The sequence below is a fragment of the Nocardia sp. NPDC055029 genome, from assembly GCF_053608525.1.
On record NZ_JBSGVQ010000007.1, the window covers coordinates 120357 to 145112 of the forward strand.

The 24756-nt window shown below is 69.5% G+C and carries 27 protein-coding genes; 10 read left to right on the forward strand and 17 right to left on the reverse strand.

All coding sequences use genetic code 11. From position 1 onward, the window contains the following. Positions 1-33: 33 nt before the first annotated feature. Positions 34-1413 (reverse strand): CoA transferase, encoded by a 1380-nt coding sequence (locus tag ACWF9G_RS09255; RefSeq protein WP_452514679.1) that lies wholly within the window; start codon positions 1411-1413, stop codon positions 34-36. Between the two features lie 16 nt (positions 1414-1429). Here ACWF9G_RS09255 and ACWF9G_RS09260 point away from each other — a divergent pair, with 16 nt between their 5' ends. Next, positions 1430-2182 (forward strand): thioesterase II family protein, encoded by a 753-nt coding sequence (locus tag ACWF9G_RS09260; RefSeq protein ID WP_452514680.1) that lies wholly within the window; start codon positions 1430-1432, stop codon positions 2180-2182. Here the strand turns inward: ACWF9G_RS09260 and ACWF9G_RS09265 are convergent. Together ACWF9G_RS09265 and ACWF9G_RS09270 are read right to left on the reverse strand one after the other, a co-directional pair. Further along, positions 2163-2543, reverse strand: a complete 381-nt coding sequence (locus ACWF9G_RS09265) for a DUF2784 domain-containing protein (RefSeq protein ID WP_452514681.1) — start codon at positions 2541-2543, stop codon at positions 2163-2165. The genes ACWF9G_RS09260 and ACWF9G_RS09265 overlap by 20 nt on opposite strands. Positions 2544-2617: 74 nt before the next feature. Then, positions 2618-4048 (reverse strand): SDR family NAD(P)-dependent oxidoreductase, encoded by a 1431-nt coding sequence (locus ACWF9G_RS09270; RefSeq protein WP_452514682.1) that lies wholly within the window; start codon positions 4046-4048, stop codon positions 2618-2620. A gap of 46 nt (positions 4049-4094) precedes the next feature. On the opposite strand from ACWF9G_RS09270, the gene ACWF9G_RS09275 reads away from it, so the two are divergent. After that, positions 4095-4835: a TetR/AcrR family transcriptional regulator gene (locus ACWF9G_RS09275; protein ID WP_452514683.1), complete on the forward strand. Its 741-nt coding sequence runs from the start codon at positions 4095-4097 to the stop codon at positions 4833-4835. Here the strand turns inward: ACWF9G_RS09275 and ACWF9G_RS09280 are convergent. Next, positions 4832-5191, reverse strand: a complete 360-nt coding sequence (locus tag ACWF9G_RS09280) for a hypothetical protein (RefSeq protein WP_379308255.1) — start codon at positions 5189-5191, stop codon at positions 4832-4834. The genes ACWF9G_RS09275 and ACWF9G_RS09280 overlap by 4 nt on opposite strands. A 253-nt stretch (positions 5192-5444) precedes the next feature. Between ACWF9G_RS09280 and ACWF9G_RS09285 the strand changes: the two genes are divergently transcribed. Then, a complete protein-coding gene (locus tag ACWF9G_RS09285) occupies positions 5445-6146 on the forward strand; it encodes a hypothetical protein (RefSeq protein ID WP_452514684.1) in 702 nt (233 codons plus the stop codon). 3 nt (positions 6147-6149) lie between these two features. Here ACWF9G_RS09285 and ligD read toward each other — a convergent pair whose 3' ends face one another. The 3 genes from ligD to ACWF9G_RS09300 form a co-directional block, all read right to left on the reverse strand. Next, the gene (ligD, locus tag ACWF9G_RS09290; RefSeq protein WP_452514685.1) at positions 6150-7151 is read right to left on the reverse strand and encodes a non-homologous end-joining DNA ligase; all 1002 of its coding nucleotides are present in this window, start codon (positions 7149-7151) and stop codon (positions 6150-6152) included. Continuing rightward, on the reverse strand, positions 7148-8227 hold the full coding sequence (locus tag ACWF9G_RS09295; protein WP_452514686.1) for an ATP-dependent DNA ligase: 1080 nt from the start codon (positions 8225-8227) through the stop codon (positions 7148-7150). The genes ligD and ACWF9G_RS09295 overlap by 4 nt, the downstream gene beginning before the upstream one ends. A gap of 125 nt (positions 8228-8352) precedes the next feature. Further along, on the reverse strand, positions 8353-8745 hold the full coding sequence (locus ACWF9G_RS09300; protein ID WP_379308251.1) for a cold shock domain-containing protein: 393 nt from the start codon (positions 8743-8745) through the stop codon (positions 8353-8355). A gap of 276 nt (positions 8746-9021) precedes the next feature. Between ACWF9G_RS09300 and ACWF9G_RS09305 the strand changes: the two genes are divergently transcribed. Next, the gene (locus tag ACWF9G_RS09305; RefSeq protein ID WP_452514687.1) at positions 9022-10488 is read left to right on the forward strand and encodes a condensation domain-containing protein; all 1467 of its coding nucleotides are present in this window, start codon (positions 9022-9024) and stop codon (positions 10486-10488) included. Here ACWF9G_RS09305 and ACWF9G_RS09310 read toward each other — a convergent pair whose 3' ends face one another. From ACWF9G_RS09310 to ACWF9G_RS09335, 6 genes are all read right to left on the reverse strand, one after another. Beyond that, positions 10489-11808, reverse strand: coding sequence for a pyridoxal-phosphate dependent enzyme (locus ACWF9G_RS09310; protein WP_452514688.1), 1320 nt, complete (start codon positions 11806-11808; stop codon positions 10489-10491). After that, the gene (locus ACWF9G_RS09315) at positions 11808-13220 is read right to left on the reverse strand and encodes a decarboxylase (RefSeq protein WP_452514689.1); all 1413 of its coding nucleotides are present in this window, start codon (positions 13218-13220) and stop codon (positions 11808-11810) included. Before ACWF9G_RS09315 ends, ACWF9G_RS09310 begins: the two co-directional genes overlap by 1 nt. Beyond that, a complete protein-coding gene (locus ACWF9G_RS09320; protein ID WP_452514690.1) occupies positions 13217-14470 on the reverse strand; it encodes a heavy-metal-associated domain-containing protein in 1254 nt (417 codons plus the stop codon). Before ACWF9G_RS09320 ends, ACWF9G_RS09315 begins: the two co-directional genes overlap by 4 nt. A gap of 31 nt (positions 14471-14501) precedes the next feature. After that, on the reverse strand, positions 14502-15779 hold the full coding sequence (locus ACWF9G_RS09325; RefSeq protein WP_452514691.1) for an aminotransferase class V-fold PLP-dependent enzyme: 1278 nt from the start codon (positions 15777-15779) through the stop codon (positions 14502-14504). A 73-nt stretch (positions 15780-15852) separates the two neighbouring features. Then, positions 15853-16287, reverse strand: a complete 435-nt coding sequence (locus tag ACWF9G_RS09330; protein ID WP_379308288.1) for a CBS domain-containing protein — start codon at positions 16285-16287, stop codon at positions 15853-15855. 88 nt (positions 16288-16375) lie between these two features. Further along, positions 16376-16609, reverse strand: a complete 234-nt coding sequence (locus ACWF9G_RS09335) for a hypothetical protein (protein WP_379308245.1) — start codon at positions 16607-16609, stop codon at positions 16376-16378. 363 nt (positions 16610-16972) lie between these two features. On the opposite strand from ACWF9G_RS09335, the gene ACWF9G_RS09340 reads away from it, so the two are divergent. Continuing rightward, a complete protein-coding gene (locus ACWF9G_RS09340; RefSeq protein ID WP_379308287.1) occupies positions 16973-17197 on the forward strand; it encodes a DUF397 domain-containing protein in 225 nt (74 codons plus the stop codon). A gap of 18 nt (positions 17198-17215) precedes the next feature. Beyond that, positions 17216-18100, forward strand: a complete 885-nt coding sequence (locus ACWF9G_RS09345; RefSeq protein ID WP_452514692.1) for a helix-turn-helix domain-containing protein — start codon at positions 17216-17218, stop codon at positions 18098-18100. Between the two features lie 12 nt (positions 18101-18112). Here the strand turns inward: ACWF9G_RS09345 and ACWF9G_RS09350 are convergent, their stop codons facing one another. The 4 genes from ACWF9G_RS09350 to ACWF9G_RS09365 form a co-directional block, all read right to left on the reverse strand. Then, on the reverse strand, positions 18113-18370 hold the full coding sequence (locus ACWF9G_RS09350) for a hypothetical protein (RefSeq protein ID WP_189028143.1): 258 nt from the start codon (positions 18368-18370) through the stop codon (positions 18113-18115). A gap of 348 nt (positions 18371-18718) precedes the next feature. Next, positions 18719-19375 (reverse strand): NAD(P)H-binding protein, encoded by a 657-nt coding sequence (locus ACWF9G_RS09355; protein WP_452514693.1) that lies wholly within the window; start codon positions 19373-19375, stop codon positions 18719-18721. Between the two features lie 33 nt (positions 19376-19408). Then, positions 19409-19903 (reverse strand): DUF2599 domain-containing protein, encoded by a 495-nt coding sequence (locus ACWF9G_RS09360; RefSeq protein WP_452514694.1) that lies wholly within the window; start codon positions 19901-19903, stop codon positions 19409-19411. An 88-nt stretch (positions 19904-19991) separates the two neighbouring features. Continuing rightward, positions 19992-20240, reverse strand: a complete 249-nt coding sequence (locus ACWF9G_RS09365) for a hypothetical protein (RefSeq protein ID WP_452514695.1) — start codon at positions 20238-20240, stop codon at positions 19992-19994. Between the two features lie 3 nt (positions 20241-20243). On the opposite strand from ACWF9G_RS09365, the gene ACWF9G_RS09370 reads away from it, so the two are divergent. The 4 genes from ACWF9G_RS09370 to ACWF9G_RS09385 all read left to right on the forward strand — a co-directional run bounded on the left by ACWF9G_RS09370 (position 20244) and on the right by ACWF9G_RS09385 (position 24702). Next, positions 20244-20432, forward strand: a complete 189-nt coding sequence (locus ACWF9G_RS09370; protein ID WP_452514696.1) for a hypothetical protein — start codon at positions 20244-20246, stop codon at positions 20430-20432. 90 nt (positions 20433-20522) lie between these two features. Further along, positions 20523-21752: a lipase family protein gene (locus ACWF9G_RS09375; protein WP_452514697.1), complete on the forward strand. Its 1230-nt coding sequence runs from the start codon at positions 20523-20525 to the stop codon at positions 21750-21752. A 236-nt stretch (positions 21753-21988) separates the two neighbouring features. After that, the gene (locus ACWF9G_RS09380) at positions 21989-23350 is read left to right on the forward strand and encodes a lipase family protein (RefSeq protein WP_452514698.1); all 1362 of its coding nucleotides are present in this window, start codon (positions 21989-21991) and stop codon (positions 23348-23350) included. 164 nt (positions 23351-23514) lie between these two features. After that, on the forward strand, positions 23515-24702 hold the full coding sequence (locus tag ACWF9G_RS09385; RefSeq protein WP_452514699.1) for an esterase/lipase family protein: 1188 nt from the start codon (positions 23515-23517) through the stop codon (positions 24700-24702). The last annotated feature ends 54 nt before the right edge of the window (positions 24703-24756 follow it).

Consider the following 24756-nt stretch of genomic DNA (forward strand, 5'->3'; position numbering starts at 1 on the left):
ACCGTCTGCCCGGTAGGGGATCCGCGCGACAGGTCAGGTGCGTGTGTCCGGTAGCTCGGTCCAGAACGGCTGCGCGGACCCGTACGGCGGTGCGGGCCAGCGGAAGTCGTCGTACTCGGCGAATGCCGGTGCGGCAGTGACGAGTTCGCCGTGGGTGACGGTCGCCAGCGGATCGGGCGCCGCCGCGGCGGCGTGATCAGGGGCGCGATCACCTCCCAGGAGCCAGGAAGCGGTGCGGGCCAACGAGACTCGCACGTCGCGACCGGCCCCGTCGTCGGCGCGCGCGAGCAGTGCGTCCAGGACGCCCGCGGCGAGGAGATACCCGGAACCGTGGTCGAGCGCCTGCGCGGGCAACGCACCCGGACGATCCGGTGCACCTTCGAGCAGCGAAATACCCGACGCCGCTTGGACGATGCTGTCGAAACCCCGCCTGCCTGCCCACGGGCCTGCGGTGCCCCACGCCGAGACGGACGCGTCGATGAGATCAGGGCGCGTCACCCGCACGCCCGCCGCGGCGAGCGCACCCGGCCGGTAGCCCGTCACCAGCACGTCGGCGGCGGACAGGAGGTCCTCGAATGTCGCGAGGTCGGTGCGCAGGTCGAGCAGGGTCGACCGTTTGCCCTGACAGGTATCGGCGAACTGCCAGTCGATTTCGAGGAGCTGCGGCGGATCCACGCGGAGCACATCGGCGCCGAGCAGCGCGAGGGTGCGGGTCGCGACAGGCCCCGCCAGGACCCTGGTCAGGTCGAGCACCCGGATGCCGCGCAACGGGTGCTCGGCGGTGGGGCGCCACGTGGTCCCCGGTGGGAGCTCGCCCGGGTCGCGTCGATCGACCGTGACCAGCGGACCTGCCGCCGCCGCCCGGCCCAGGGGACTGTCCGCCCATTCGGCCTCGGTGCGCACGCGCACGGCGATCGCACCCGCGGCGGCCGCCACGTCCTCGACCTCGGCCGCGGGCACGGCGGCCGATCGGGCGGCGAATTGCGCGGCGTCGGCAGACGGGGGCAGGCCGAGGGCATGGATCAGGCGGTCGCGATGGTGCGGATAGTTGGCATGGGTGCGCACCCACCCGTCGGCGGTGCGGAAGAAGCCGGACAATTCGGCGAAGATCGACGGCGCGCTGCCACCGCGGCGAAACAGCCGCTCGCTGGAGAACGCCGCGCCGATCCGGGCCGGATCGAGGGCAGCGGGCCTGGTCGGCAGGCCATGCGCTGCACGGATCCGGTTCGCGGCCGTGCTGACCGCCGCCACCGAGCCCGCGGCCAAGGCCCACACCGGTAGCGTGGCCGCGAGCCGGTCACCCGGATCCGGCTCGTCGGCCCCGGCCAATGCCGCGAGTCCGAGCCCGGTCTCGTAGGCGTGCACGAGTTGCTGCGCGGTGGTCACCTCGACCAGCCTAACCGCGGCGATCATGGTGAAGGAGGGTGAGGTGGGCGTGAATACGGCTGCGACGGAATGGGTTCGGATACTGCGACCGGATCAGGCGCCGCGCAGGCAACTGGTCTGCCTGCCGCCGGGCGGTGGCTCGGCCGCCTTCTACCGCGAACTGGCTCGGCACATCGGACCGGGGGTCGACGTCGCCGCCGTGCAATACCCGGGCCGCCAGGATCGGCTCGGCGATCCGATGATCACCGACCTGCACCAGCTCGCCGACCGGATCGCCGCGGACCTGCTGCGGCAGCCGGGCCGGCCGCGCGCGCTGTTCGGGCACAGTATGGGCGCGACCGTGGCTTACGAGACCGCACGGCGGCTCGCCACGGCGGGTCAGCCGGTGGATCAGCTCATCGTCTCCGGCCGTCCCGCACCGGCATTCGTCGAGAACGGGCGACTGCACCAGGGCTCCGACGCCGCACTCATCGACGATCTCGAGCGTCTGGCCACCGACCCCGCGCCGGTGCGGTTGCTGCGCACCGAGCCGGGCCTGGCCGATCTGGTGCTGCCCGCCGTGCGCGCCGACTACCAGGCCGTCGAGACCTACCGGTACCAGCCGGGAGCCCAGCTGAGCTGCCCGGTCGTCGCACTGGTCAGTACCGAGGACCCGACGACGACTCTCGCGCAGGCCGAACAGTGGCGCACGGTCACCGACGGGCCGTTCAGCATCCGCACGTTCCCCGGTGGGCACTTCTACCTCGACGAACAGCCCGCCGAGGTGGCGCGGGAGATCACACGGCACCTGAACTGAACCGGCGGTGCCGCTGGTGCAGGCGCACATAGCCGATCCAGGACACGAGCACCGCCGCCGCCGCGATTGCCCGTATCAATCCCAGCGCGCTGTCGGGATAGATCACCCCGGTCAGATAGTGGTCGATGAAACCGCTCGCAGGCAGCTCGGCGATCGCGGCCTGCCTGCGCGCCCAGTTCTCGGCATGGGTCAGCGGGCAGTCGAAGCCGATCAGGATCGTGGCGAATCCCCACGACGCGGCCAGCAGGTGCAGGCCGATCGTGCGTGGCCACCGCCACGCGAGGAAACCGCCGGCGACCACGTACGCGATGAACGCGACGTGGGTGACGGCGATGATATCGGCCAACACCCGGAACGGCACCTATTCAGAATAGGTATCCGATCGGCGACCGGAATCATGATCAACATTCCGGTTCGGCATCGCTTGGGTCGCGGCTACCAGGGGGAGGGCTGGTAGTCCTTGAGGAAGCAGCCGTACAGGTCGACGCCGTTCTCACCCTGCACAATCGGGTCGTACACGCGGGCGGCGCCATCGACCAGGTCCAGCGGCGCGTGGAAGCCCTCTTCGGCCAGGCGCACCTTCGTGTAGTGCGGGCGCTCGTCGGTGATCCAGCCGGTGTCGACCGCGGTCATCAGAATCGAGTCGGCCTCGAACATCTCCAGCGCGCTGGTGCGGGTCAGCATGTTCAGCGCGGCCTTGGCCATATTCGTGTGCGGGTGGCCAGGCCCCTTGTAGCCGCGGCTGAACTGGCCTTCCATCGCCGAGACATTCACCACGTACTTGCGGCGGCCCGCCGCGGCGGCCATCGCCGGACGCAACCGCGACACCAGGATGAACGGCGCGACCGAATTGCACAGCTGCACTTCCAGCAGCTCGGTGGCGTCCACCTCGGCGACGGTCTGCACCCAGCTGTTGGTGTGCGCGAGATCCGGGACGAGGCCGCCCGCGTCGATCGCCACGCCCGCCGCGATCCGCTCCGGGGTGGCCGAGCCCGCGACCAGCGCCAGCTCGGCGACATCGGCGGCCGACAGCGACGGCGTCAGCGAGGCGGTCAGCGCGGTGGGGTGGGCCTGCATCGTCTTGCCGAAGGTGACCATCTCCGGCAGAACGCCTGCGGGCAGCGGCGCGGTCTCGGCGTCGACCAGGGCGCTGTAGGCGCCTGCCGAGCGGCGCACGGTCTGGGCGGCGTTGTTGATCAGGATGTCGAGCGGGCCCTGCGCGGCGACGTCCTCGGCCAACGCGACGACCTGCGCCGGATCACGCAGATCGATGCCGACGATGCGCAGCCGGTGCAGCCAGTCGGCGCTGTCCTCCATCGCGGCGAAGCGGCGGATCGCGTCGTTGGGGAAGCGGGTGGTGATCGTGGTGTGCGCGCCGTCGCGCAGCAGCCGCAGCGCGATGTACATGCCGATCTTGGCGCGGCCACCGGTGAGCAGGGCGCGCTTGCCGGTCAGGTCGGTGCGGGCGTCGCGCTTGGCGTGGCTCGCGGCCGCGCACTCGGGGCACAGCTGGTGGTAGAACGCGTCGACCTGGGTGTAGCGCTGCTTGCAGATGTAGCAGGGACGCGCACGCAGCAGCGTGCCGGCGCTCGCACCGGTGGTGGCCGAGCTGATCGGGATGCCCGCGGTCTCGTCGTCGATGCGCTGGGGCGAGCCGGTGGCCGTTGCCGCGATGACCGCGCGGTCGGCGGTGGCGACCTGCTCCCTTGCCTCGACGCGTCGGCGCTGCTTGAGCTTTTTGAACATGTGCCCGACGGCGCGCTGCACCGCGATCGAATCGGGGTGTTCCTTCTCCAGCTGCCCGGCTCGTTCCAATACCCGCAGACAGGTCGCCAACTCGTCCGGATCGATCATGTTCTCGGTCATCGGGGAGTGCGGCATTCCTTCGTGCGGGAGCGGGGGACGACACTTATTGTCGCATTGGCCGCTCGACGGACCCGCTGGGTATCGTGGTGCACCGCTGCCGCAACCGCGCGGCGGCCACCGAACCCGACGGAGCAGCCCGATTTCCCCGCTCGACACCGACACCGCAGACGCGCCGCGCAGGCGCAGGCTCGAACCCGACGAGCGACGCGCGCAGATCCTGGCCTGTGCCATCGACATGTTCGGTGAACGGCCCTACGCGGCGGTGTCGACCGCGGAACTGGCCCAGCGCGCCGGTGTCGCCCGCGGGCTGATCAACCACTATTTCGGCAACAAGCGCGACCTGTACCTGGCGGTCGTGCGCCGGATGGTGACGCTGCCGCGCCCGGATAAGGTGTCCATCCCCGAGGGCACGCCGGGCGAACGGGTCGACGCGATCGTCACGTGGCTGCTCGACACCATCGCCGAGCACGGCACCACCTGGGTGAAGGTCACCAGTCACGAGGGTGTCGGTGACGATCCCGAGGTGCAGCAGATCCTCGACCAGGCCGACGACGCCGCCGCCGAACGCATGCTGGTGATGATCGGGCGCCCCGATGTGGCCGACAGCGCACAATTGCGCGCGCTGGTCCTCGCCTACGCGGGGCTGGTGAAGGTGGCCGGGCGCGAATGGATCACCCGCGGCACGCTGACCAGGGATCAGGTGCACCGTCTGCTCGCCGACACCCTGCTCACCGTCATCACCGAGACGATGCCGAGCGTGGAACCGCGGCCGGGCGTGGCCGGCTAGGAACCGAGCCTGCGCTGGGCGGGATGGGGGACCGCGATCTCCCTGGCGCCGTAGCGCTGCGGGTCGATATGTCCCGGCGCGTGCCCGCTGCGCCCGTAGAGCTGCTCGATCCGCTCCTCCCGGTGGTGCTCGAACAGCAGCGCCGCGGCGCCACCGAGGAGGAATACCCCCGTGGCGACGCCCGCGAGCACCGCGTACCCGGCATACCCCGATCCCGCGGCGACAAGGGTGCAGGCGAGGCTGATGACGCCGATCGCGCACGCGATGATGCCGGGAACGTTGTAGTCGTCGGCGAGCAGGTCGCCGGCTTGGGCATGCCAGCCGGGCTCGTCTGCCGAGATGGTGCTGCCGGGCATGGGGTCCTCCTCGCGAGCTCGAAATGCGCGCACTGGTACCTGTGACCAGCATGGACCCGAAGCGGGGGACGAGGCAAAGGGTTTGCCGGTTCGTTACCGGTATCCATCCCCCTTGATCCGGTGCGGACCGCACAGGAGCGCATTTGCCGTTTGCGCTGACCGACGGGCTCGAAGTCCCTATCCTCGTCCAAACCCGGCGTTGCAAGTTTGTTATGTTTCCGCGCCGGGGGGATCGGAGAGGGACCCGGGGTTGATGGCACGGTACGACGAATGGGACGACGACCCCGAGGAGGAAACCGAGGATCGGCGCTGGAACGGCCAGCGCTGGCCGCACGCGACGCCGGCGGACGGTGGCCAGGGTCATGGCCGCGGTGACCAGCCGCGGGTGAACCCGTACGCGATGATCGCGCTCGCCGCCGCGCTGGTGCTGCTGTTCCCGATCGCGATCGTGTTCGGGCTGCTGTCGTTCGGGCATCCGCGGGGGCGGGGAATGGCGCTGTTCGCGCTGCTGCTGGGAATCGCGGAGGTGGCCGCTGTCGCGGCGGTCGGGCTCGTCGCCTTCGGCGGGCTGGAGATCGAGGTGCCGACGCTGGCCCAGACGACGACAACGGCCTCGGTGACAACGACGACGCTGCCTTCACAGGGCGCGCCGACGGCGACCGGGACCGTTCCGGTGGTGAGCCCGTCGGGCGGCGTCGTCGAGAAGGGCACACCCTGTTCGGCCGACCGGGCGGGACTGCTCGGGGTGGCGGCAGACGGTGCGACCCTGCTGTGCCTGCAGGCCGACGGCAACTACACCTGGTCGGGCCCGTTCAAGGTGTCCGGGTCCTACTACACCGCGGGTGAGCGCTGCGATCCGACGGTCGACAAATCGGGGCGCACCTCCGACAACCACGCGCTGGTCTGCGAGGGCAAGGCAGGCACCGGCAGCTGGGTGCCCTGGACCGAGGAATAGGTCTCAGTCGGCCTTCTTGGCCCGGCTCGGTTGCACCCGCGGCGGCTCGTTCGGCATCTTCGGATACTGCGGCGGCCACGGTGCGTCCATCAGACCGTCGGCCATGTCGCGTTCCGACATCGCCAGCAGCGGTTCGATCGATTGCGGCGTGCGATCGGCCCACGGGTCGCCCAGTTCGGCGAGCCGGGCAGGGACGGTCGCGAGGGTGAGCTCGTCGGGGACGACGGTGTCGAGTTCAGACCAGGTGATCGGAGTCGAGACCTGCCCGCCGACCTTGGGACGAACCGACCAGGCGCCGAACACCGTCTTGTGCGGCGCGTTCTGGTTGAAGTCGACGAACACGCGAGAGCCGCGTTCCTCCTTCCACCACTGCGCGGTGATCTCCTCGGGATGCCTGCGCTCGAGTTCCCGTGCCAGCGCCACGGCGGCCGCGCGCACCTGGTAGCCGTCCCAGCGGGGCTCGAGTGTGGCGTAGATATGCAGCCCGCGCGAACCCGAGGTCTTGATCCGGCAGTCGATGCCGAGTTCGCTCAGCAGGTCGCGGGTGAGCACGGCCGCGCGGCGCAGATCGTCGAAACCGATGCCGGGCGAGGGATCGAGGTCGATCCGCAGCTCGTCGGCGATCGTCAGATCGGGCACGTGATTGGGCCAGACGTGGAAGCCGAGGCAGCCCTGATTGACCGCCCACAGGATGTGCGCGAGGTCGTGCGCGACCAGCGCGTCGCTGGTGGTGCCGTTGGGGGTGGACACTTCGACGGTCTGCAGCCACTCCGGCGCCGACTTGGGGACCCGCTTCTGGAACCACGATTTGCCCGAAGCGCCGTCGGGATAGCGTTCCAGCAGCAGCGGCCTGCCCCCGATCACGCCGAGCAGCGGGCCGGCCACGGCCTGGTAGTAGCGGACCAGCTCGAGTTTCGTCTCGCCGCGCTTGCTGAAATAGACCTTGTCCGGGTCGCTGATCGACAGTGTGCGGCCGTCGGCCTCGACGTCGACGGCCGCGCTCATCGCTGCGCTCCGAAGATCGCGTCCAGCTCGGCCGGGGCGACCTCGTCGAGCTGGGCGTAGGTGCACGAGTCGGGGGTGCGGTCGGCGCGGAATCGGACCAGCCGCCCGCCGTGACGGAAGCGTCCCGATTGGACGTGCTCGTAGCGCACCTCGGCGACCAGCTCCGGCCGCAACGGTTCCCACGAGAGGTCCTTGCCGCCGGTCCAGCGACTCACCCCGCCGGGCATCTTGCCGTCCGCGCCGGCCTGGGCGACCGCGTCGGCCCAGTTGCGCCACGGATGATTGTCGAGCGCGTTCTCCCGCAGCGGCGCCAGCTCGCCGAGCAGTTCGCGCCGCCGGGCCGCGGTGAAGCTCGAGGCGACCCCGACATGGTTCAGGTTGCCCTTGTCGTCGAACAGGCCGAGCAGCAGCGACCCGACCCCTTCGCCGTCCTTGTGCAGCCGGTACCCGGCGACCACGCAGTCGGCGGTGCGTTCGTGCTTGATCTTGAGCATCACCCGCTTGTCCTGCAGGTAGGGCAGATCGTCGGCCTTGGCCATCACCCCGTCGAAGCCCGCGCCCTCGAAGCGGGTGAACCAGTCCTGCGCGACATCGGGATCGTGGGTGATCGGCGTCAGGTGGATCCGCCCCGGCGCGGCATCGAGCAGGGCGTCGAGTTCGCGCCTGCGCTCGGTGAACGGCTCCTTCGTCAGGTCGCGATCGCCGAGGGCGAGCAGATCGAATGCCACGAAACTGGCCGGTGTCTCCACGGCCAGCTTGTTCACCCGCGACGCCGCCGGATGCAGCCGCTGCTGCAAGGTGTCGAAATCCAGGCCCTGATCGGTGACGACCACGATCTCCCCGTCGATGACACAGCGCTGCGGCAGTGCGGCTTTCAGCAGCTCGGCCAGTTCGGGGAAGTACCGGGTGAGCGGGCGGTCGTTGCGGGAACCCAATTCGATCTCGTCGCCGTCGCGGAACACGATGCAGCGGAATCCGTCCCACTTCGGTTCGTAGGCGAGCCCTGGTTCGCGGGGCAGCGACGGCGTCGACTTGGCCAGCATCGGGCGCACGGGCGGCATCACCGGTAGATCCATCCGATCCTCCTCGCGAGTGGGTTCACCCGTGTCGACGGCGCGAGCGCACCCGATTCATCGGTGCGGGTTCGATCGTAGGGCGGCCCACCGACATCGCGCGGATATCGAGCGCGGCGGTGTCGCGGTCAGCTGTCGAGCCAGCCGTGCTCGTCGGCGAAGAGGGTGAAGCGGTCGCGGATGGTGATGATCTCGGCCGCGGTCAGCGCGGGCGAGGCTTCCAGCAGCAGTTCGGTGATCTGCCTGCGCAGCTCGTCGGCGCCGAGGCGATCGCCTGCCGCGCGGTCCTTGCGCGATTTCGGCGGCGGCGCGGCATGGCCCACCGCGGTCAGATTGATCGCCTTGGGGCCACGATCGCCCTCGGTGACGTCGAATTCGAACAGCCTGCCCTGGCGCAACTCGTCCTCGTCGAGCCCGATGTCGTTGACGTGGACGAACACATCGGGCCCGCCGTCGTCGGGCCGGATGAACCCGAAACCCCGTGACCCGTCGAACGACACCAATTTCCCGATGGACACCAACCAGCTCCTCGCTCCGCTTCCCGAGGCCACTCTAACGCGGCTTTTGGGCGTTTTTCCCGGAAAGTGGACAGACGCGACATCTCCGACGCCGGCCCGCGGCCGGACCGACCGGGCATGGTCACAATCCGGCAACTGTTCGTTCACATCGCCTCGTTAGCGTTCCGAATCTGTTCGGTACGGGAGTGGAGGTTGTGACGAGTGTTCGACCCCGGGTCGGGGATGAGGTCGGGGGGAAACGATGCCGGGCGCGGCATCCTGACGGCACCGTCGCGTGCCGTGTCCGAGCCGGTGTGTTTCCGGCCGCCCGCGCAGCCGGTAGCAGTGCTGGCGCCGCGACCACGCCCGGCGCACGTGCCGCTGGCGCCCGCCCAGGAACGGATGTGGCACGCCGCCCGGCTCGGCCGGTCCGCGGACTGGAACGTCGCCCGCGCCATCCGGCTGCGCGGTGCCGCCATCGATGTGACCGCGCTGCGGTCCGCGCTCGAATGCCTGGTCGCCCGGCACGAACCGCTGCGGACCACCTACCCGGCGACCGATCGTGGCCCTGCCCAGCGGGTCGTCGAGCCTGCTGACGTCGAGCTCGACGTGACCGAATGCGCTGTCACCGACGCCGAACTCGACACCGCGGTGGCCGCACTGGCCGCACGCCCCTTCGATCTCACCCGCGACCTGCCGGTGCGGGCGCGGCTGTTCGTGCTCGGCCCCGACGATGTCGTGCTCGCGCTGGTCGTGCACCACATCTCAGTCGACGGCCGGTCGATGGGCCCGCTGATCCGCGACCTCGTCACCGCCTATCCGGCCTGCCGCGGCGGCGGTGTCCCGGAGTGGTCGCCGCTGCCGGTCAGTTACACCGACTACACGCTGTGGAAGCACGCCCAGCTGGGCGAGTTCACCGACGAGTGGAGCCGCGCGACCCATCAGCTGCGGTACTGGGCCAACGCGCTGGCCGGTCGTCCCGCGCTACTCGATCTGCCTGCGCGGGAACAACAGTCACCGCCGATCGACCCGGCCGCAGGCGCGCTGCTGCCGATTTCGTTCGACCCGCAGACCCACGCCGGTCTGCTGCGGCTGGCCCAGGACGGACGGGCCAGCCTGTTCATGGTCTTGCAGGCCGCTTTCGCGGTGACCGTCGGTGCGTTCGCGCGCAGCGCCGATGTCACGGTCGCCACCGCGGTGTCGGGCCGCGACCACCGCCTGCTCGACGACCTCGTCGGCAACTTCTCCGACGACGTGCTGATGCGGGTGCGCCTGGACCGCGCGGGCGATGTCGACGAGCTGATCGACCAGGTGCGCCGCGTCGCGCTCGCCGCCTACGCACACCCCGACACGCCCAACCCCCGCCTGAAGCGCTGCCTCCTCCAGGACGCCGCGCTGCCCCTGTTCCAGGCGACGCTGATCCTGCAGCGCGGCCCTGCCGCGCGCAGCACTGCCGAACCCGCTCCCGCGCCAGGCATCTCGATCACCGAGGTGCCGACCGGCGTGGTCAGGGCCAAGCACGATCTCGAGTTCGGCCTGACCGATCACTACGATCCGCACGGCGCCCCCGCGGGGATCGACGGCTCGTTCATCTACCCGATCGCCCGGTTCGACGAGCAGACAGCGCAACGGTTCGTCGCCCGGTTCCTGGCAGTCGTCGGCTTGCTCGCCGACGGCTATCGCGGCCCGCTGCCTGCCCTGCTGGCGACCGCGGGACGGCGCAGCCCGCTCTCGACCGCCCGCCGGGCAGCGCGCGTGCTGGTGTGATCAGCCGCCGCGTTCGAGCGGGTAGCCCGCGTCGCGCCAGGCGACGATGCCACCCGCGAGGCTGAACGCGTCATAGCCCGCGCGGTGGGCCAGTGCGGCGAAGCGCAGCGAGGTCTCACCCACCGGGCACACGAACACGACCGGTCGTGATCGGGGAAACGGCACGCCCTGGGCGAGCATCTCGTCGAGCTGGTCGTCGCGGATATTGAGCGCGCCGGGCACGTGCCCGACCCGATAGGCCATGGCGCCACGGGTATCCACGACGGTGGGACGCCCGGTGCGGTCGAGCTCCGCCAGCGCGGCGGGGGTGAGCGTCGGGGCGGCGGCGGTGTCGTCGGGGCCGGGTGCGGCCGGTGCGGCGGACTTGCCGAACAGGTCGGGCCTGCGCTTGGCGAAGTAGGACAGGTACGGCTCCAGCCGGTCGCAGACGATGAGGACCGCGACCAGCGGCCGGTCGGCCGGGCGGGGCGCGTCGGACAGGGTGCGCAGGGCGGCGGCGTAGCCGGCGCCGCTGGTCGGCCCGGCCAGTACGCCGTAGCCGCGCACCAGCTCGAGGGTGGCCTCGATGGCGGCAGCGGAGTCGATGGTGACGATGTCGTCGTAGAAATCGGGCCGGAACAGGCCGACATCCCACATCTCGCGTTCGGAGCGGATGCCGGGGATGAAGTCGAACCGGTCCGACACCACCCCGATCGTGCGCAGCGCAGGATGCCGGGCGAGCAGCGCGGTGGCGGTGCCACGGGTGGAGCCGCTGGTGCCGAGGCCACCGACGAGATAGTCCAGGTGCGCGATCCCCGCCTCGGCGAGATCGGTGGCGATCTCGGTACCGGTACCGTCGAGATGCGCCTCGACATTGCGGTCGTTGGTGTACTGCGACGGATGGAACCACCGGCCGGGGGCCTGACCCGTGGTCTGCGCGATGACCGCCGAGACATCGTCGGCCGCATGGGGATCGGGGCATTCGGACAGGCCGGGCAGTTCCACGATCTCGGTGCCGAGCAGCTGCAGCAGCTGCCTGACCTCGGTCACCCTGATCCGGTTGGTGACCGCGCGCAGCGGAATGTCGTGCAGCGCGCCGAGCACCCGCAACGCCTTGGCGGTGTTGCCGCTGGAGGCTTCGATGAACGACTGCCCGTCCGTGGCGATCCGCTCCAGGTCGGCGCGGATCATCGCCCAGGCGACCCGGTCCTTGACCGAGCCGAACGGATTGTGCGACTCCAGTTTCGCGTACAGGTCGACGTCGGCGAGCCCGTGGACCGCCGGGTCGAGGCGCAGCAGGGGAGTGTTGCCGATCAGCTCGGTGATGTGGGTGTAGACCATCACCGCACCTCGGGCCGATAGTCCGCGTCGGGGCACAGGTCGAACTCGCCGTCCCGGTGCAGCACAGCGACTTTCGCCGGCGCCGGGTGCATGCTGGCCCGTGCCGCGGACAGGTCCATGTGATAGGCGGCCGTATTGGCGAACGCGACCGGATCGCCCGGTGCGGGCACTCCGGCGAGCCGCACCTGCCGTTGCGTGATCAGATCCCGCTCCAAGCACAGGTGACCGGCGAAATACACCCCGACGGCGGCGGATACCGCAGGTTCGGCGAGCACGATCGGATCGATGAGCACCTCCTGGTCGGCGGCGGTGACCGTGTCGCGGCTCAGGTCCAGATGCACCAGCGTCGCCCCGTTGCCCGCGCGTTTGACGAATTCGACCTGGGCGAGGGTGATCCCGGCCTGGTCGACCAGCGCCTTGCCGGGTTCGAGCCACAGCTCGAGCAGGTTGTCGGCGAGCACCCTGCTCAACGCCCGCCCGCCGTGCCCCGGCAGGGGCGCGCCGAGCAGATCGGCCAGGATCCCGGCGGCGGATTCGGTATTGGCGTACTTGTGGAACACCGGTCCGCCGTGGATCGCGCCGTCGGCCACGTGATAGCCGAAAGTATTGCTGCCCCAGTGCACTGCGCGGCCATGGCCGAGGAGTCCGGCGCGCAGCGCGTGATCGTAGGCGTCGTAGCCCGCGGCGTCGGCGGTGAAGACCTGCCGCAGCCCGCCGCCGATGTCGAGCACCGTCGGCGTCAGATCGTGCCCGTACGCGCGCTCGACCAGGTCGAGGCACTCGGCGACCGCCTGGACGCGTTCCGCCGTGGCCGCGGTATCGAGGTGGAACGCGAAACCCAGCAGCCGCAGCCGATCCCGGTGTCGGGTCAGCAGGTCGAACGCTGCCCCGGCGTCACCGAGGTCGATCCCGAACCGGCTCGGCGAGCTACCGGGGAACCCCGAGATGCGCAGCAGCACAGGCACACTGGTGCCCGGCTCGACCAGCCCGGCCAGGGTCTCCAGTTCCCACAGATTGTCGACATTGATCGTCACGCCCGCCGCGAGGGCGGACCGCAGCATCGCCGCGCCCTTGGGTCCGGTCACCTCGATCCGGTCGGCGGGAAACCCGGCGGCCTGCGCGGACAGCAGTTCCCGCGCGGAGGCCACGTCGACCGCGATGCCCGCCGCGGCGGCGGTGCCCGCGAACGCCGCGGAACGATTCACCTTGTGCGCGTAGCAGATCCGGTACCTGGTGGCTGCTCCGTCGAGTACGCCGCGCAATGCGGCCAGATTCGCGGTGAACACCTGCGGGAACACCAGATGCACCGGCGACCCGAACCGGTGCAGGGCCGCGCGCACGGCAGCCCGGTCGTCGAGGAACGCCGCGACCAACGGATGGAGCGCGGCGGGAACAGCCGGCGGCGGCGTCATCCCACCGCCGCGCCCGGCGCCTGCGCCTGCACGTCGTCTACCGGGTTGTAGCCGCCGTCGCGTAGGGCCTCGAACACGCGGAACCGATTGCGCGGACTGCGGATTCGGGCGATCACCCGCTTGGACTCCAGGTCGATCTCGACGACCGGGATGTCCATCGATTCGAGTAGCGCGGTGATCGTGCGGACACAGTGCTTGCAGCTCATGTCGGGGACATAGAAGACGCCGTCGTCCCCGAGCGGCGCACCGTCCGGTTCCCGCTCGGCGGTGTCCTCGACAACCTCCACCGTGCCCGCCAGCGCGGCGAACGTCTCGACGAACCGATCGACCACCGTCGCCAGGACGTGCACCGCCGCACCGTCGACCGCCTGCGGTGCGGCCGCCAGGCAGGCGGGCCGGGATTCGGCGGGCAGCAGCGCGTACTGGCGCGAGATCAGATCCAGATCGTCGTGGTACTTGGCGACGGCCGCCTCGACGTCGAGTCCCTCCTCGGTGGTGGCGCGGCGCATCACCGCGCGCGCGTCGCCGATGGTGGCGTCCTTCATCGCCCGCAGGACCGTGATGGAGTCGGGGGTGTAGCGCACGCTGCCGTCCGGCTGGGTGGCCAGCCGCACCGGGATCATCCCGCGCCGGAAGGTCGAGGCCTGCAACTCCCAGAACCAGCGGGTCGCCACAGCGGCGAAGATGCCGGAATCGCGCATCCCCCTGGCGAATTCGACGACGTTCCGATAGGGTGTGTCGGCTGCGATGAGCCCGTGCTGGGTCAACGCGCGCCCGGTGGCCTCCACCCCGACCCGGAAGATCTCGTGCGGATCGTGATCGGTGGTGGTGGCGGCCAGCACCGCGAGATCGGGTTCGGTCAGGGCGGCCGACCGCTCGACCAGACCCGACGCCGCCAGCGAACGCCACAGCGCCAGCACGGTTTCCCTGGCCACCACCGCGAGCTCGGGACCGGCGCCGCCGGTGCGGAAGTACCCGGTGTTGGGTATGCCCGCGCTGTCGGTCCAGGTGATGCGATGGGTCGCGCTGGTCACCTGCTCCGGACGGCACGGACGCAGGAAGCGTTCCAGATACATCCGCTGGGACTGCGTCAGCGAGCTGCCCGGCTCAGGCTGTAATGCGGTGGCGCGAACAGTGATCCGGACCGCTGACGGGGCTTCGGCGACGGTGAAGAGCCCGGGGGCCGCCAGGCGGGCCAATACCCGGGACGCGGCGCGGCGGTCGTAGTGCGGCGCTGCAGGTATGCCCATCGGTGCTCCTCGGGTCGGGGTCAGGAAGTGTTCATCGCCCCTGGCCGGCGATACCGGCCACGCAGGCGACGAACCGATCGATCTCGTCGAGGGTGTTGTAGAGGTGGGTGCTCACCCGCACCGACCCGGCGTCGGGATCGGCCGACGGCACACAATGCGCCCCCGTGCGGACCAGAAAACCGGACTCGGCCAGCACGAACCCGAGATCGGTCGCGCCGATCCCGTCGAGGGTGAACGAGACGATCCCGTACCCCACCGCACAGCGCGCGTGCGCGGGTCCCGGTAGGAAGTCCAGTCCGGGAATCGGGCGCAAGCCTTCGATCAGCCGCAGCGTGAGCTCACGGTTGTGCGCGGCGACGGCCGTCGGATCGAGCTCGTCGAGCAGATCGAAAGCCGGTGCCAGGGAAAGGATCCCGGGAATGTTCTGGGTACCGCCCTCGAGCAGCTGCGGCATCCCGGAACCGACGAGGCCGTCCTCGCCGACTGCGATACCGGAGTGTCCGCCGGGCAGGAACGGCCGCAGCCGGGCGTGTACGCGCCGTCGGCAGTACAGCAGGCCGATGCCCGGCGCCCCGAACATCTTGTGCCCCGCGAACACCGCGAAATCGGCGCCGAGGTCGATCACGTCGACCGGCAGGTGCCCACCGCTCTGCGAGCAGTCGAAGCACAGCAGGATCTCGGGATCGATGCGCCCGCGCAGTTCCTCGAGCGTGGTCAGCCCGCCGTACACGTGATGCAGGTGGCTGGTGGTGATCAACCGGGTGCGCGGCCCCACCTGGGCGAGGATGTCGTCGATGTCGGCCTCGCCGGCCGCGGTACTGCGATAGGGGCGCAGCACGATGCGGCGCCCGAACCGGGCCATGGTGTCGCGCAGGTGATGCCAGGGCAGCACATTGGCGGCGTGATCGGCGGGGTTGTAGAGGATCTCGTCGCCGGAGTCCAAGGTGGCCAGACCCCAGCTGTGCGCGATCGTCCCGAGCGCGGCGGTCGCCCCGCTGGTGAACACGATCTCGTCCGGGTACTGCGCGCCGAGAAATCCGGCGGCACGCGTGCGGATCGCCGCGATCCGCGCGGTCAGCGCCGTCGCCCAGCTGTAGGTGCCACGGCCCGCGTTCGCGGTGTGCTCGCGGTGATAGGCGGTGACGGCCGCGATGACGGTGTCGGGCTTCTGCGTCGTGGCCGCGCTGTCGAGGTACACCACCGCGGGGTCGGCCAGCGCGGGGAAGCGGTCGCGGATCGTCGCGGGCACCGGGGTCGGCGCGTGCCGGGTCGCCGCGACGGCGGCAGGCTCGGGCCGGAGGGGGTGCACCCGATCAACGATACGCACATTTCTGGTACGGCTGACGAAGATTTTTCGCGGACAACGCTTTTCGCGTCGCGGCTCAGTACTTGCCCTGCAGATAGTCGACGAGGTGGCTGCGCTCGGTGGCGAGCTCGGTGATCTCGCTCTTCACCACGTCACCGATGCTGACGATGCCGACCAGCCGATCCGCCTCGACCACCGGCATGTGCCGGATCCGGTGCTCGGTCATGTCCGCGCGCAGCGAGGAGGTGTGATCGTCGGGCCCGCAGGTACGCACCCGGTCGGTCATGATCTCGGTGACCGGCCGGTCGAGCAGCGGGGCGCCGTGCCGGTCGAGGTGGCGCACCACGTCGCGCTCGGAGACGATGCCGCTGATGGCCGCGCCGTCGGGGGAGACCACCACCGCACCGATATTGCACTCGGCCAGCACCGTGAGCAGTGCGCGCACCGTCGTCTGCGGCGGCACCGTAGTGACTGCCGTTCCTTTGTTGCGCAGGATGTCCGCTATCCGCATATGCCGCTCACCCATGTCCGCGCCGATGTTCATCTCCAGGATGCCCCTGGTGACCTCGCCGTGACCAGCACGAAGACGTTACAACCGGCTATTCGTCGTCCAGGCCCGCCGACAGATAGGCCGCGGCGGCCAGCCATTGGCGGCATTGCGGCCCGTGGACGTCGTGCTGACGCAGCATCTCGCGGGCCTGGCGGTAGGTGAGCCCGTGTGGCTCGTCGCTACATGAATCGGACGGTGCTCCTGTCGCGCCGAGGTATCGCGGGACCTCGAGACCGGCGGTTCCGGCCGAGACCCGGCGGGGTGTTCGAAACGGCGTGCTCATCCGAGGCCCCTCGCATCCGGCAACGGAAGGTGGATCCGGCTGGTGTTGCCGACCTACCTTCCGGTGATCTTGCGGCTGAGTCTACGGCTGCTTCGTTTGCAGATGCAAGAACATCTGGACGGTTGATCCGGGCGTGTCGGGCGACTGAAGGGCTTGCGGCGCTTGCGAATTCAGGGGGCTGGACGTCACCTATCGAGACGCCGCCCAGGTCGTGTCGTCGGGTAAGTACCGACCGGTGCGCGGGTATCCGGCGCGTGTTAATGTCCCGATCGCACAGTACATCTGCAAGAACGTTTGTGCGTGCATCTGCAACTTTCGTAGCGATGGGCATCATTCGAGAACGAGGAGTGTGGCGTGTCCGGAATGGACCATGATCAGCGGGAACGCCCGGCCGACGGCGCCTGGCGTAAGAGCACCTACAGCAACCCCAGCGGCAACTGTGTCGAGGTGGCCGAAGCGGCCGACGGTTCGGTCGCCGTGCGCAACTCGCGCGACCCGCACGGGTCGGTCATCTTCTACACCCGGCCCGAGATCGACGCGTTCATCCGCGGCGCGAAGGCCGGAGAGTTCGACTACTTGACCAAGTGATCGGTAACATCGACAGCCATGACGGCTGAACCCGACGAGATCGGTCGCGTGCAACCGGTTGTCGACCGTGGCCCTACCGTGCTGCGCATCGCTCTCGGTGGCCAGTTGCGCAAACTGCGCGAGAGCAAAGGCATCACCCGCGAAGCGGCCGGTGACGCGATTCGTGGTTCCCACGCGAAGATCAGCCGGCTGGAACTGGGACGCACCGGATTCAAGGAACGCGATATCCGGGACCTGCTGACGCTCTACGGTGTCCACGACACCGTGGAGCGCGAGTCCTTCTTCGAACTCGCCAGGCAGGCAAGTGAACCCGGCTGGTGGCATCGCTACAGCGATCTGCTGCCCTCGTGGTTCAGCACCTACCTCGGGCTCGAGCAGGCGGCCAGTCAGATCCGGACCTACGAGGCCCAGCTGGTGCCCGGCCTGTTGCAGACGCCGGAATACACCAGGGCCATCGTCACCCTCGGGTTCGACGACGCCGATACCGAGCGTCGCGTGCAGGTCCGTCAGCGCCGCCAGGACGTCCTGCACCGGCCCGAGCCGCCGGTGGTGTGGGCGGTGATCGACGAGGCCGTGCTGCACCGCCCGATCGGCGGGCGCGAGGTACACCGCGCACAGCTGCGGTACCTGGCCGAGCTGTCGGCACTGCCGAATGTGATCGTGCAGGTGCTGCCGTACTCCGCCGGCGGGCACGCCGCCGCGGGCAGCTCCTTCAGCATTCTGCGCTTCGCCGAGCCCGAACTGCCCGACATCGTCTATCTCGAGCAGCTCACCAGTGCGCTCTACCTCGAGCGCAGGCAGGACCTGGCGCTGTACAAGTCCGTGATGGACCAGCTCAGCGTCCAGGCCGAACAGCCCGACCGCTCGCGCGCGATCCTGCTGGAGTACGCCGACCGGGCCTGAGGCCGGAACTGCTCAGTATTTGATACAGCCCGCGGCGATGCGCCAGAAGGTGTCGGGGGTCAGCGTCTGCAGATCCCAGTCGTCGGCGAATTCGTGCGCGGTGGTCACGATGCGGTCGATATCGAAATCGTTGCGGGTCGCGGCGCCGGTGGACTCCACGGCATCGATGACATAGGCGACCGCGGTTTCCCTGGAGCACCCTGCGGTGTCGGGGTGGGTCGTGGTCGCTGCGCGATCAGCGAGGCCGGAACGGCCGTTGGTGTTGTTCATGTGAACGCCCCTGTGTTTAGGCAGTGGCAAACCCAAGGCAAATATAGCCCCAGGTGTGCCGCTCGCGGCCTCCCCTGATTATCCCCTGAATTGTATTGCGGCCCTGAGTTTAGGACGGGGACACTTTCAGATGCAAGCACATCTGCACGATCGATTCCGTCTCGATGCAGCGTTTTTCCCGGCTTCTGAGCGGCGAATCCGCGTTTGCGCCACCGTGTTCGCGACCCGCGGGGCATAGACAACCTCGTGACCGGCGGTTCGCCCCCATCGCCCTGTAAAAACGGGGGTACCGCCCGTCCGCCCGAATCGGCCATCTGGCCGAAAGCAGTTGTAATAGTTAATTTTCGGCTAATGAATCGAGGCAACGGACGGCGCGATGGGCTCCGAACCGGAGACCAACTCGAGGGTGTGCCGAAAAGTGTTGTCCGCGACCAAGATCGACGCGAGCGCCGCGGCGACATCGGCGCGCGGTACCGGGCCGCGCGGAATCGGCGGCGGTCCGAGCGTGACCAGACCGTTGCCTTCGGCGTCGGTGAGCATGCCGGGCCGCAGGATCGTCCAGTCGAGCGCGCGGTCGCGCAGATCGTCCTCGGCGCGAGTCTTGGCATCGAGGTAGGCGGCCCACACCTCGTCGGTCCCCGGCGCGGGCGGCGCGCCGGCGCCCATCGTCGAGATCTGCACGAATCGCCGGACCCCGGTCCGCTCGGCGGCGTCGGCGAGCTGGACCGAACCGTTGAGGTCGACGGTGTACTTGCGCGCGGCCCCGCTGCCAGGGCCTGCGCCCGCGGCGAACACCACCGCGTCGGAGCCGGCGACGGCGGCGGCGAGGTCGTCTGGAGTGTCGCGTTCCATGTCGTAGATGACCGGGACGCCGCCGGTCGCGGCGATGTCGGCGGCCTGACCCGGGTCCCGGATCAGGGCGTAGACCTGGTCACCGCGACGGGTGAGCAGCTGGGTCAGCAGCAGGGCGATCTTGCCGTGTCCACCGGCGACGACAATGCGCATGCGAGGTGCTCCTTTCGGACGGGACGGCGGCCGTCAGCGTTCCGGGCCGCCGGGATTGCAGTTGGCCGACACCGTGGCCGAATAGCCGACGTCGGGTCGCCACGGTTCGAGGTTCCAGCTCGGTTTGTCGGGCGCCACCATCCTGGCCCACACCCAGTGGCAGAGGAATTGGTCGCGCATCCCCGGCGCGTCGGCGTCGGCGTCGAGGGCGAGGACCTCCTGCCAGGCGAGCTCGTCGGTGCCGGGGGTCGAGGTCTTCCTGCCCGCGACGGTGGGGACGACGAGCAGCCGGGCGCCGTCGATGGTCTCGGTCCAGGTCACGTGGTCGATGAGCGGCAGGCCGGCATAGGGATCGACGGTGGTGGTCGGCGGCGCGATGGTGGCAGGCGGCTTGCTAGTGGGTCGCGGTGTCGTGGCCATCGTCGTCGGGGCCGGTGTGGCCGCGTCGTCGGAGTCGGCCGACCCGCAGCCGGTCAGGGCGGCCAGCGCGATCGCGGCGAACGCGGCACCGCTGCGCCACCGTGTCACGGACGCCCCTTCCGTTGTCCCGGACCGTGCGGCCGAGACGCGGCCGCCCGGCCAGCCTAGTGCGGCGGGCCGGGCGGTGCAGGTGGGCTCAGTGCCAGAGCGATCGGCAGGGGAGTCTGCGCAGTTCGGGGCCGACCCGGCCGTCGACGGTCACCAGCAGGCCCGCCTGCACCGCCGCTGTCGTGAACTCCCAAGCCTCGGACGGGGTCGCGGCGTATTCCAGGATCAGGGCGTCTTGCGGTGTCGGGCCGTCGAAGTAGACCGTGATCCGGCGGGTCGGTATCTCGGTCCGCTCGATGCGATGGGGGGTGGCGATGTTCTCGTCGATGGGAATCATGGCGTGCTCCTTTTCGCCCCGGCACTCGTGAGCGCCTTCCTACTCGACGGTAGGGCCCAGACCATCGAGGAGAACATGTTCTGGATTCCGCTGGAGATCTCACAGCCCGCCCGGCGCCGCGGCAGTACGCCGGCCAAGCGGGTGCGCCGACGGCTTGCCTCCGGTCACAACCTCTCCGCAGGGCTGTTGTGAGCTCCGCCGATGTCTCTCGGATGCGGTTCCGACGAGCCACGGTACCGGCCAGTATCGGTGCCGACGGCAGCGACACGGGAGGACAGCCGCATGATCCGGTTTGCCGCGGCACGACAGTTCCGGCCGCGCAGAACACTGCTGGCGGTGGCCGCGGCATTGATGCTGGCCACCGTGCCCGCCGCCGCGAGCCACAGCGCACCGCTCTACCCGGCCGCCGATCCCGACCCCTTCTACGCCGAGCCCGCCGACCTGTCGGGTACCCAGCCCGGTGACGTGCTGGCGGTGCGGCCGATGCCGCCGCTGGCGATGTTCCCCGACACCAGGATCACGCTGGTGCGATTCCGGTCGACCAACTCCGCGGGCGAACCGATCGCGGCCACGACCACGGTCCTGCAGCCGACGAGCCACCGCCGCGACGCCCCGGTGCTGTCCTACCAGCACATCATCAACGGTCTCGGCGTGCGCTGTTCGGTATCCAAGGTGCTCTACACCGAGGACCCGAATCTGATGGTGCGCGAGGCGATCGCCTGGAACGTGGCACTGCGGCGCGGCTGGACGATGGCGCTGCCGGACCACCTCGGCCCCCACTTCGCCTACGGCGCAGCCAAATTGGGCGGTCAGGTGACCCTCGACGGAATAAGGGCCGTGCGCAAGGTCGACGAACTGCAGGTCTCGGGGAGCCGGGTCGCGATGGCGGGTTACTCCGGTGGCGGCATGGCGACGGCGTGGGCGGCGGCGCTGCAGCCCACCTACGCGCCCGATGTCGAGATCGCCGGCGCCGCGATGGGCGGCGTGCCGATGAATCTGGTGTCGATGCTCGAGGGCCTCGGCTTCGGTTCGCATCCGGTCTTCGGGCTCGCGCTGGCGGCCGGAATCGGCCTGGAACGTGAGTACCCGCACCGTTTTCCGATCAGCGAGCAGATGAACGCCAGCGGCCTGGCCGCCCGCGCCGCCATCGCCGACGCCTGCACCAACGACATCCTCGGGGCGGGCGCGGGGCGGGGCATTCTCGACTTCGCCGCGACGACGTCGATGGTCGACGATCCGGAGGCCCGCGCCGTGGTGGAGGAGAACAGCCTCGAGCTCTACCCCGGGACACCGACGATGCCTGTCTTCGAATGGCATTCACCCATCGACGGACTCATCCCGGTCGACGCGATCACCACCACCGTGCACCGCTGGTGCGCGGCGGGGACACCGGTGGTCACCGAGTCGACACCCACCCCGGACCACCTGACCGCAGCTGTGCTCGGACTACCTTCCGCGCTGAGATGGCTCGATGCGCGGCTGCAGGGGGAACCGGCGCCCAGCACCTGCTGAGCCCGGTGTCGATCGGCCCGGATCCGCTTGCCCCGACGCGGATCCGGGTCGCTCGTTGTTGCGATCGTGCCGCATTGCGTCACGACTCGGGCACGACGCCGATTCCGCCGGGTGGTTCCGGCGTACCGTCAGTGATCTGACGAGGGGCGCACTGGGGGAGGTTCGGCGGAATTCGAAGCACCGCATCGCCGCACGTCACGACGAATCCGACGTTGCCACCCGAAGGCGTGTGTGCCATGCGATCTGTGCGTGTGTTGGTCTGCTCGATGCTCCTGCTCTGTTCGTTCGCCGTCGGCACCGCGGCGGCCGAACCGCCACCGACGACGGAATTCCCGGTGCCGCATCCCGGTACGCCGGGATTCCTGCCCGATCTGCAACGCTGGATCGATCAGGTGCTGCCGTCGCCGATCCAGCCCACCGGCGATCCCGATGCCGAACTCGCCGCCCTGCACGCCGCGGTCATGCCCTCGGCGGTCGGCGACCCGATGTTCGACCACTGGCCCGACGGCCTGGCCGAGCTGGCGCCGGGCGACATCATCGAGACCCGCGATGTCATCGCCACCGCTGCCCCGCTCACCCTCGTGCCGATCCGGTCGGCCACCCTGCTCAAGTTCCGCACCGACGACTCGCACGGCCGCCCGTCCTTCGCGACGGCGACCCTGCTCGTGCCCGCCACCGACTGGACCGGTCCCGGTGATCGCCCGGTGCTGGTCAACAACCTGCCGATCGACGCGCTGGGGCGCGACTGCACGCCGGGATACACCCTGGCGCACGGCCTCAATCTGCATTCGAGCACGACCGAATTCATCCCGCCGACCACGCAATTGGCGGCGCTGCGCGGCTACGCGGTGCTGGTGCCCGATCACGAGGGCCCCTGGATGGCCTATGCCGAGCCGTATGTCGCCGGGCACGCGGTGCTCGACGCGATCCGCGCCGTCCGCGGGATCGACCCGGTGACATTCGGTGCCAGCAGATTCGCGATGACCGGCTATTCCGGCGGCGCCATCGCCACCCACGGCGCGGCCAAGCTGATCGATTCCTACGCACCGGAACTCGCCGATGTGATCGTCGGCGCGGCACTCGGTGGCGTTCCCGCCGATTTCGAGATTCTCTCGCGCAGCATGAATGCCAACCTCGCTTCCGGCATTTTTATGGCGGCGACGTTCGCGATCGGCCGGGAACGCCCGGAAATCCTGGCCGCGATGAACAATCTCGCGCGCTGGGTGGCGACCTCGGTGATGAAGGACCAGTGCGTCAGCGTGTTCGCCATTCCCGGCGTACTGCACCTGCCGATCGATGTCGGCGCCAACATCACCGACCCGCTGCGTTCGGAATTGGCCACCACGATCTACGAGATCACCCGGATGTCCGGGATGCGCTCGGCCACTCCGCTCTACATCTACAACGGTGAGCAGGAGTTCTGGATCCCCGCCGCCGGCGCGCGCAATCTCTACAACGAGCAGTGCGCACTCGGCGCGAACGCGGTGTACCGCAGCGTGTTCGGGGAACATGTGATCGGTGCGGTCACCGGTTATCCGGAGGCGATGCTGTGGCTGGACGAGCGCTTGCAGGGGGTCGCCGCGCGCAGCGAATGCTGACGGCAAAATTCCTGTGCCGCTTCATGGCGGTTTTCGACAACCGGTGGTGATCTTTCCAGAAACCAGGAGACGTTGGAAAAGGGGCGATTTCGGCGCCTTATGTTCAGTGCGGTTTCGACAAAGCCATTCGTATTTCTCGAATCGCACAGGAAGATACGCCAACAATGAAATCTCCCAGTCGCAGACGGACGCTACAGACGGCGGTGCTGACCGGCGTCGGCGCGCTCGCCGTCGCGCTCACCGGTCCCGGGGCGGGTGCGTCCCCGGTGCAGGCGCCGACCGAGCAGGCCCTCGCCGATCTGATCTCCGAGGGCCGCCAGGTCGCCGGCCCCGGTAGCGGTTCCGCCTGCACCTCCGGCAGCGGCGCCGGTTCGGGCAACGGATCGGGGAACTGCTACGGCGGCTCCGGTTCGAGTTCCGGTTCCTCCGGCGGAAAGTCCACCGACACAGTCGGTTACGGACCCGCCCAGACCTCGTTCCTCGGCGCCTTCGCCTACGGCCTTGCCAACGGCGACGCCACCCCGCCCGGTGCCAACGACTGGGCCTGCAAGCCGACCGCCGAGAAGCCTCGCCCGGTCGTGCTGCTGCACGGCACCTGGATGAACGCCTACAACGGGTACGCGTTCATGGGCCAGCCGATCAAGGACGCGGGCCTGTGCACGTTCACCTTCAACTACGGCCGCTCCGGCCTGGTCGAAGGCGGCGGTCTCGGTTCGGTCCTGCCCGGCGTCATGGGCACCGGCTACATCCAGGACTCCGCCGATCAGCTCGCCGTCTTCGTCGACCGGGTGCTCGCGGCCACCGGCGCCGACGAGGTCGACATCGTCGCCCACTCCCAGGGCGGCGCGATGGCCAACTGGTACACCAAGTTCGACGGCGGCGCTGCCAAGGTGAAGAACCTGGTCACCTACGGCGCCACCCACCACGGCACCAGCCTCGACGGCATCGGTGCCCTCGGCCGCGCGATCAACAACCTCGGCATCGACATCCTCGGTCTCATCGAGATCTTCGTCGGGCACGCCGGCATCCAGCAGACCATCGGCTCGGATTTCGTCAACCAGCTCAACGCCAACGGTGACACCGTCGCCGGCGTCGACTACACGGTCGTCGGCACCCGCTACGACGAGGTCACCAACCCCTACGACCTGACCTTCCTGAAGCCGGGTCCCGGCGCCACGGTCGACAACATCACCCTGCAGGAGGGCTGCGAACAGGACGTTTCCGACCACCTGACGATGATGTACTCCCCGCGGGCGCTCTCGATCGCGCTGCGGGCCATCGACCCGGCGGGCAACCACGAGCTCGTGTGCACCTTCAACCCCTGGCTGATCGGGGGTAGTGGCTCGCTGTGAGAAACCACGAAGGCGCTGTCCGCACTCGGCGGGCAGCGCCTTCGGCGTTTCCGG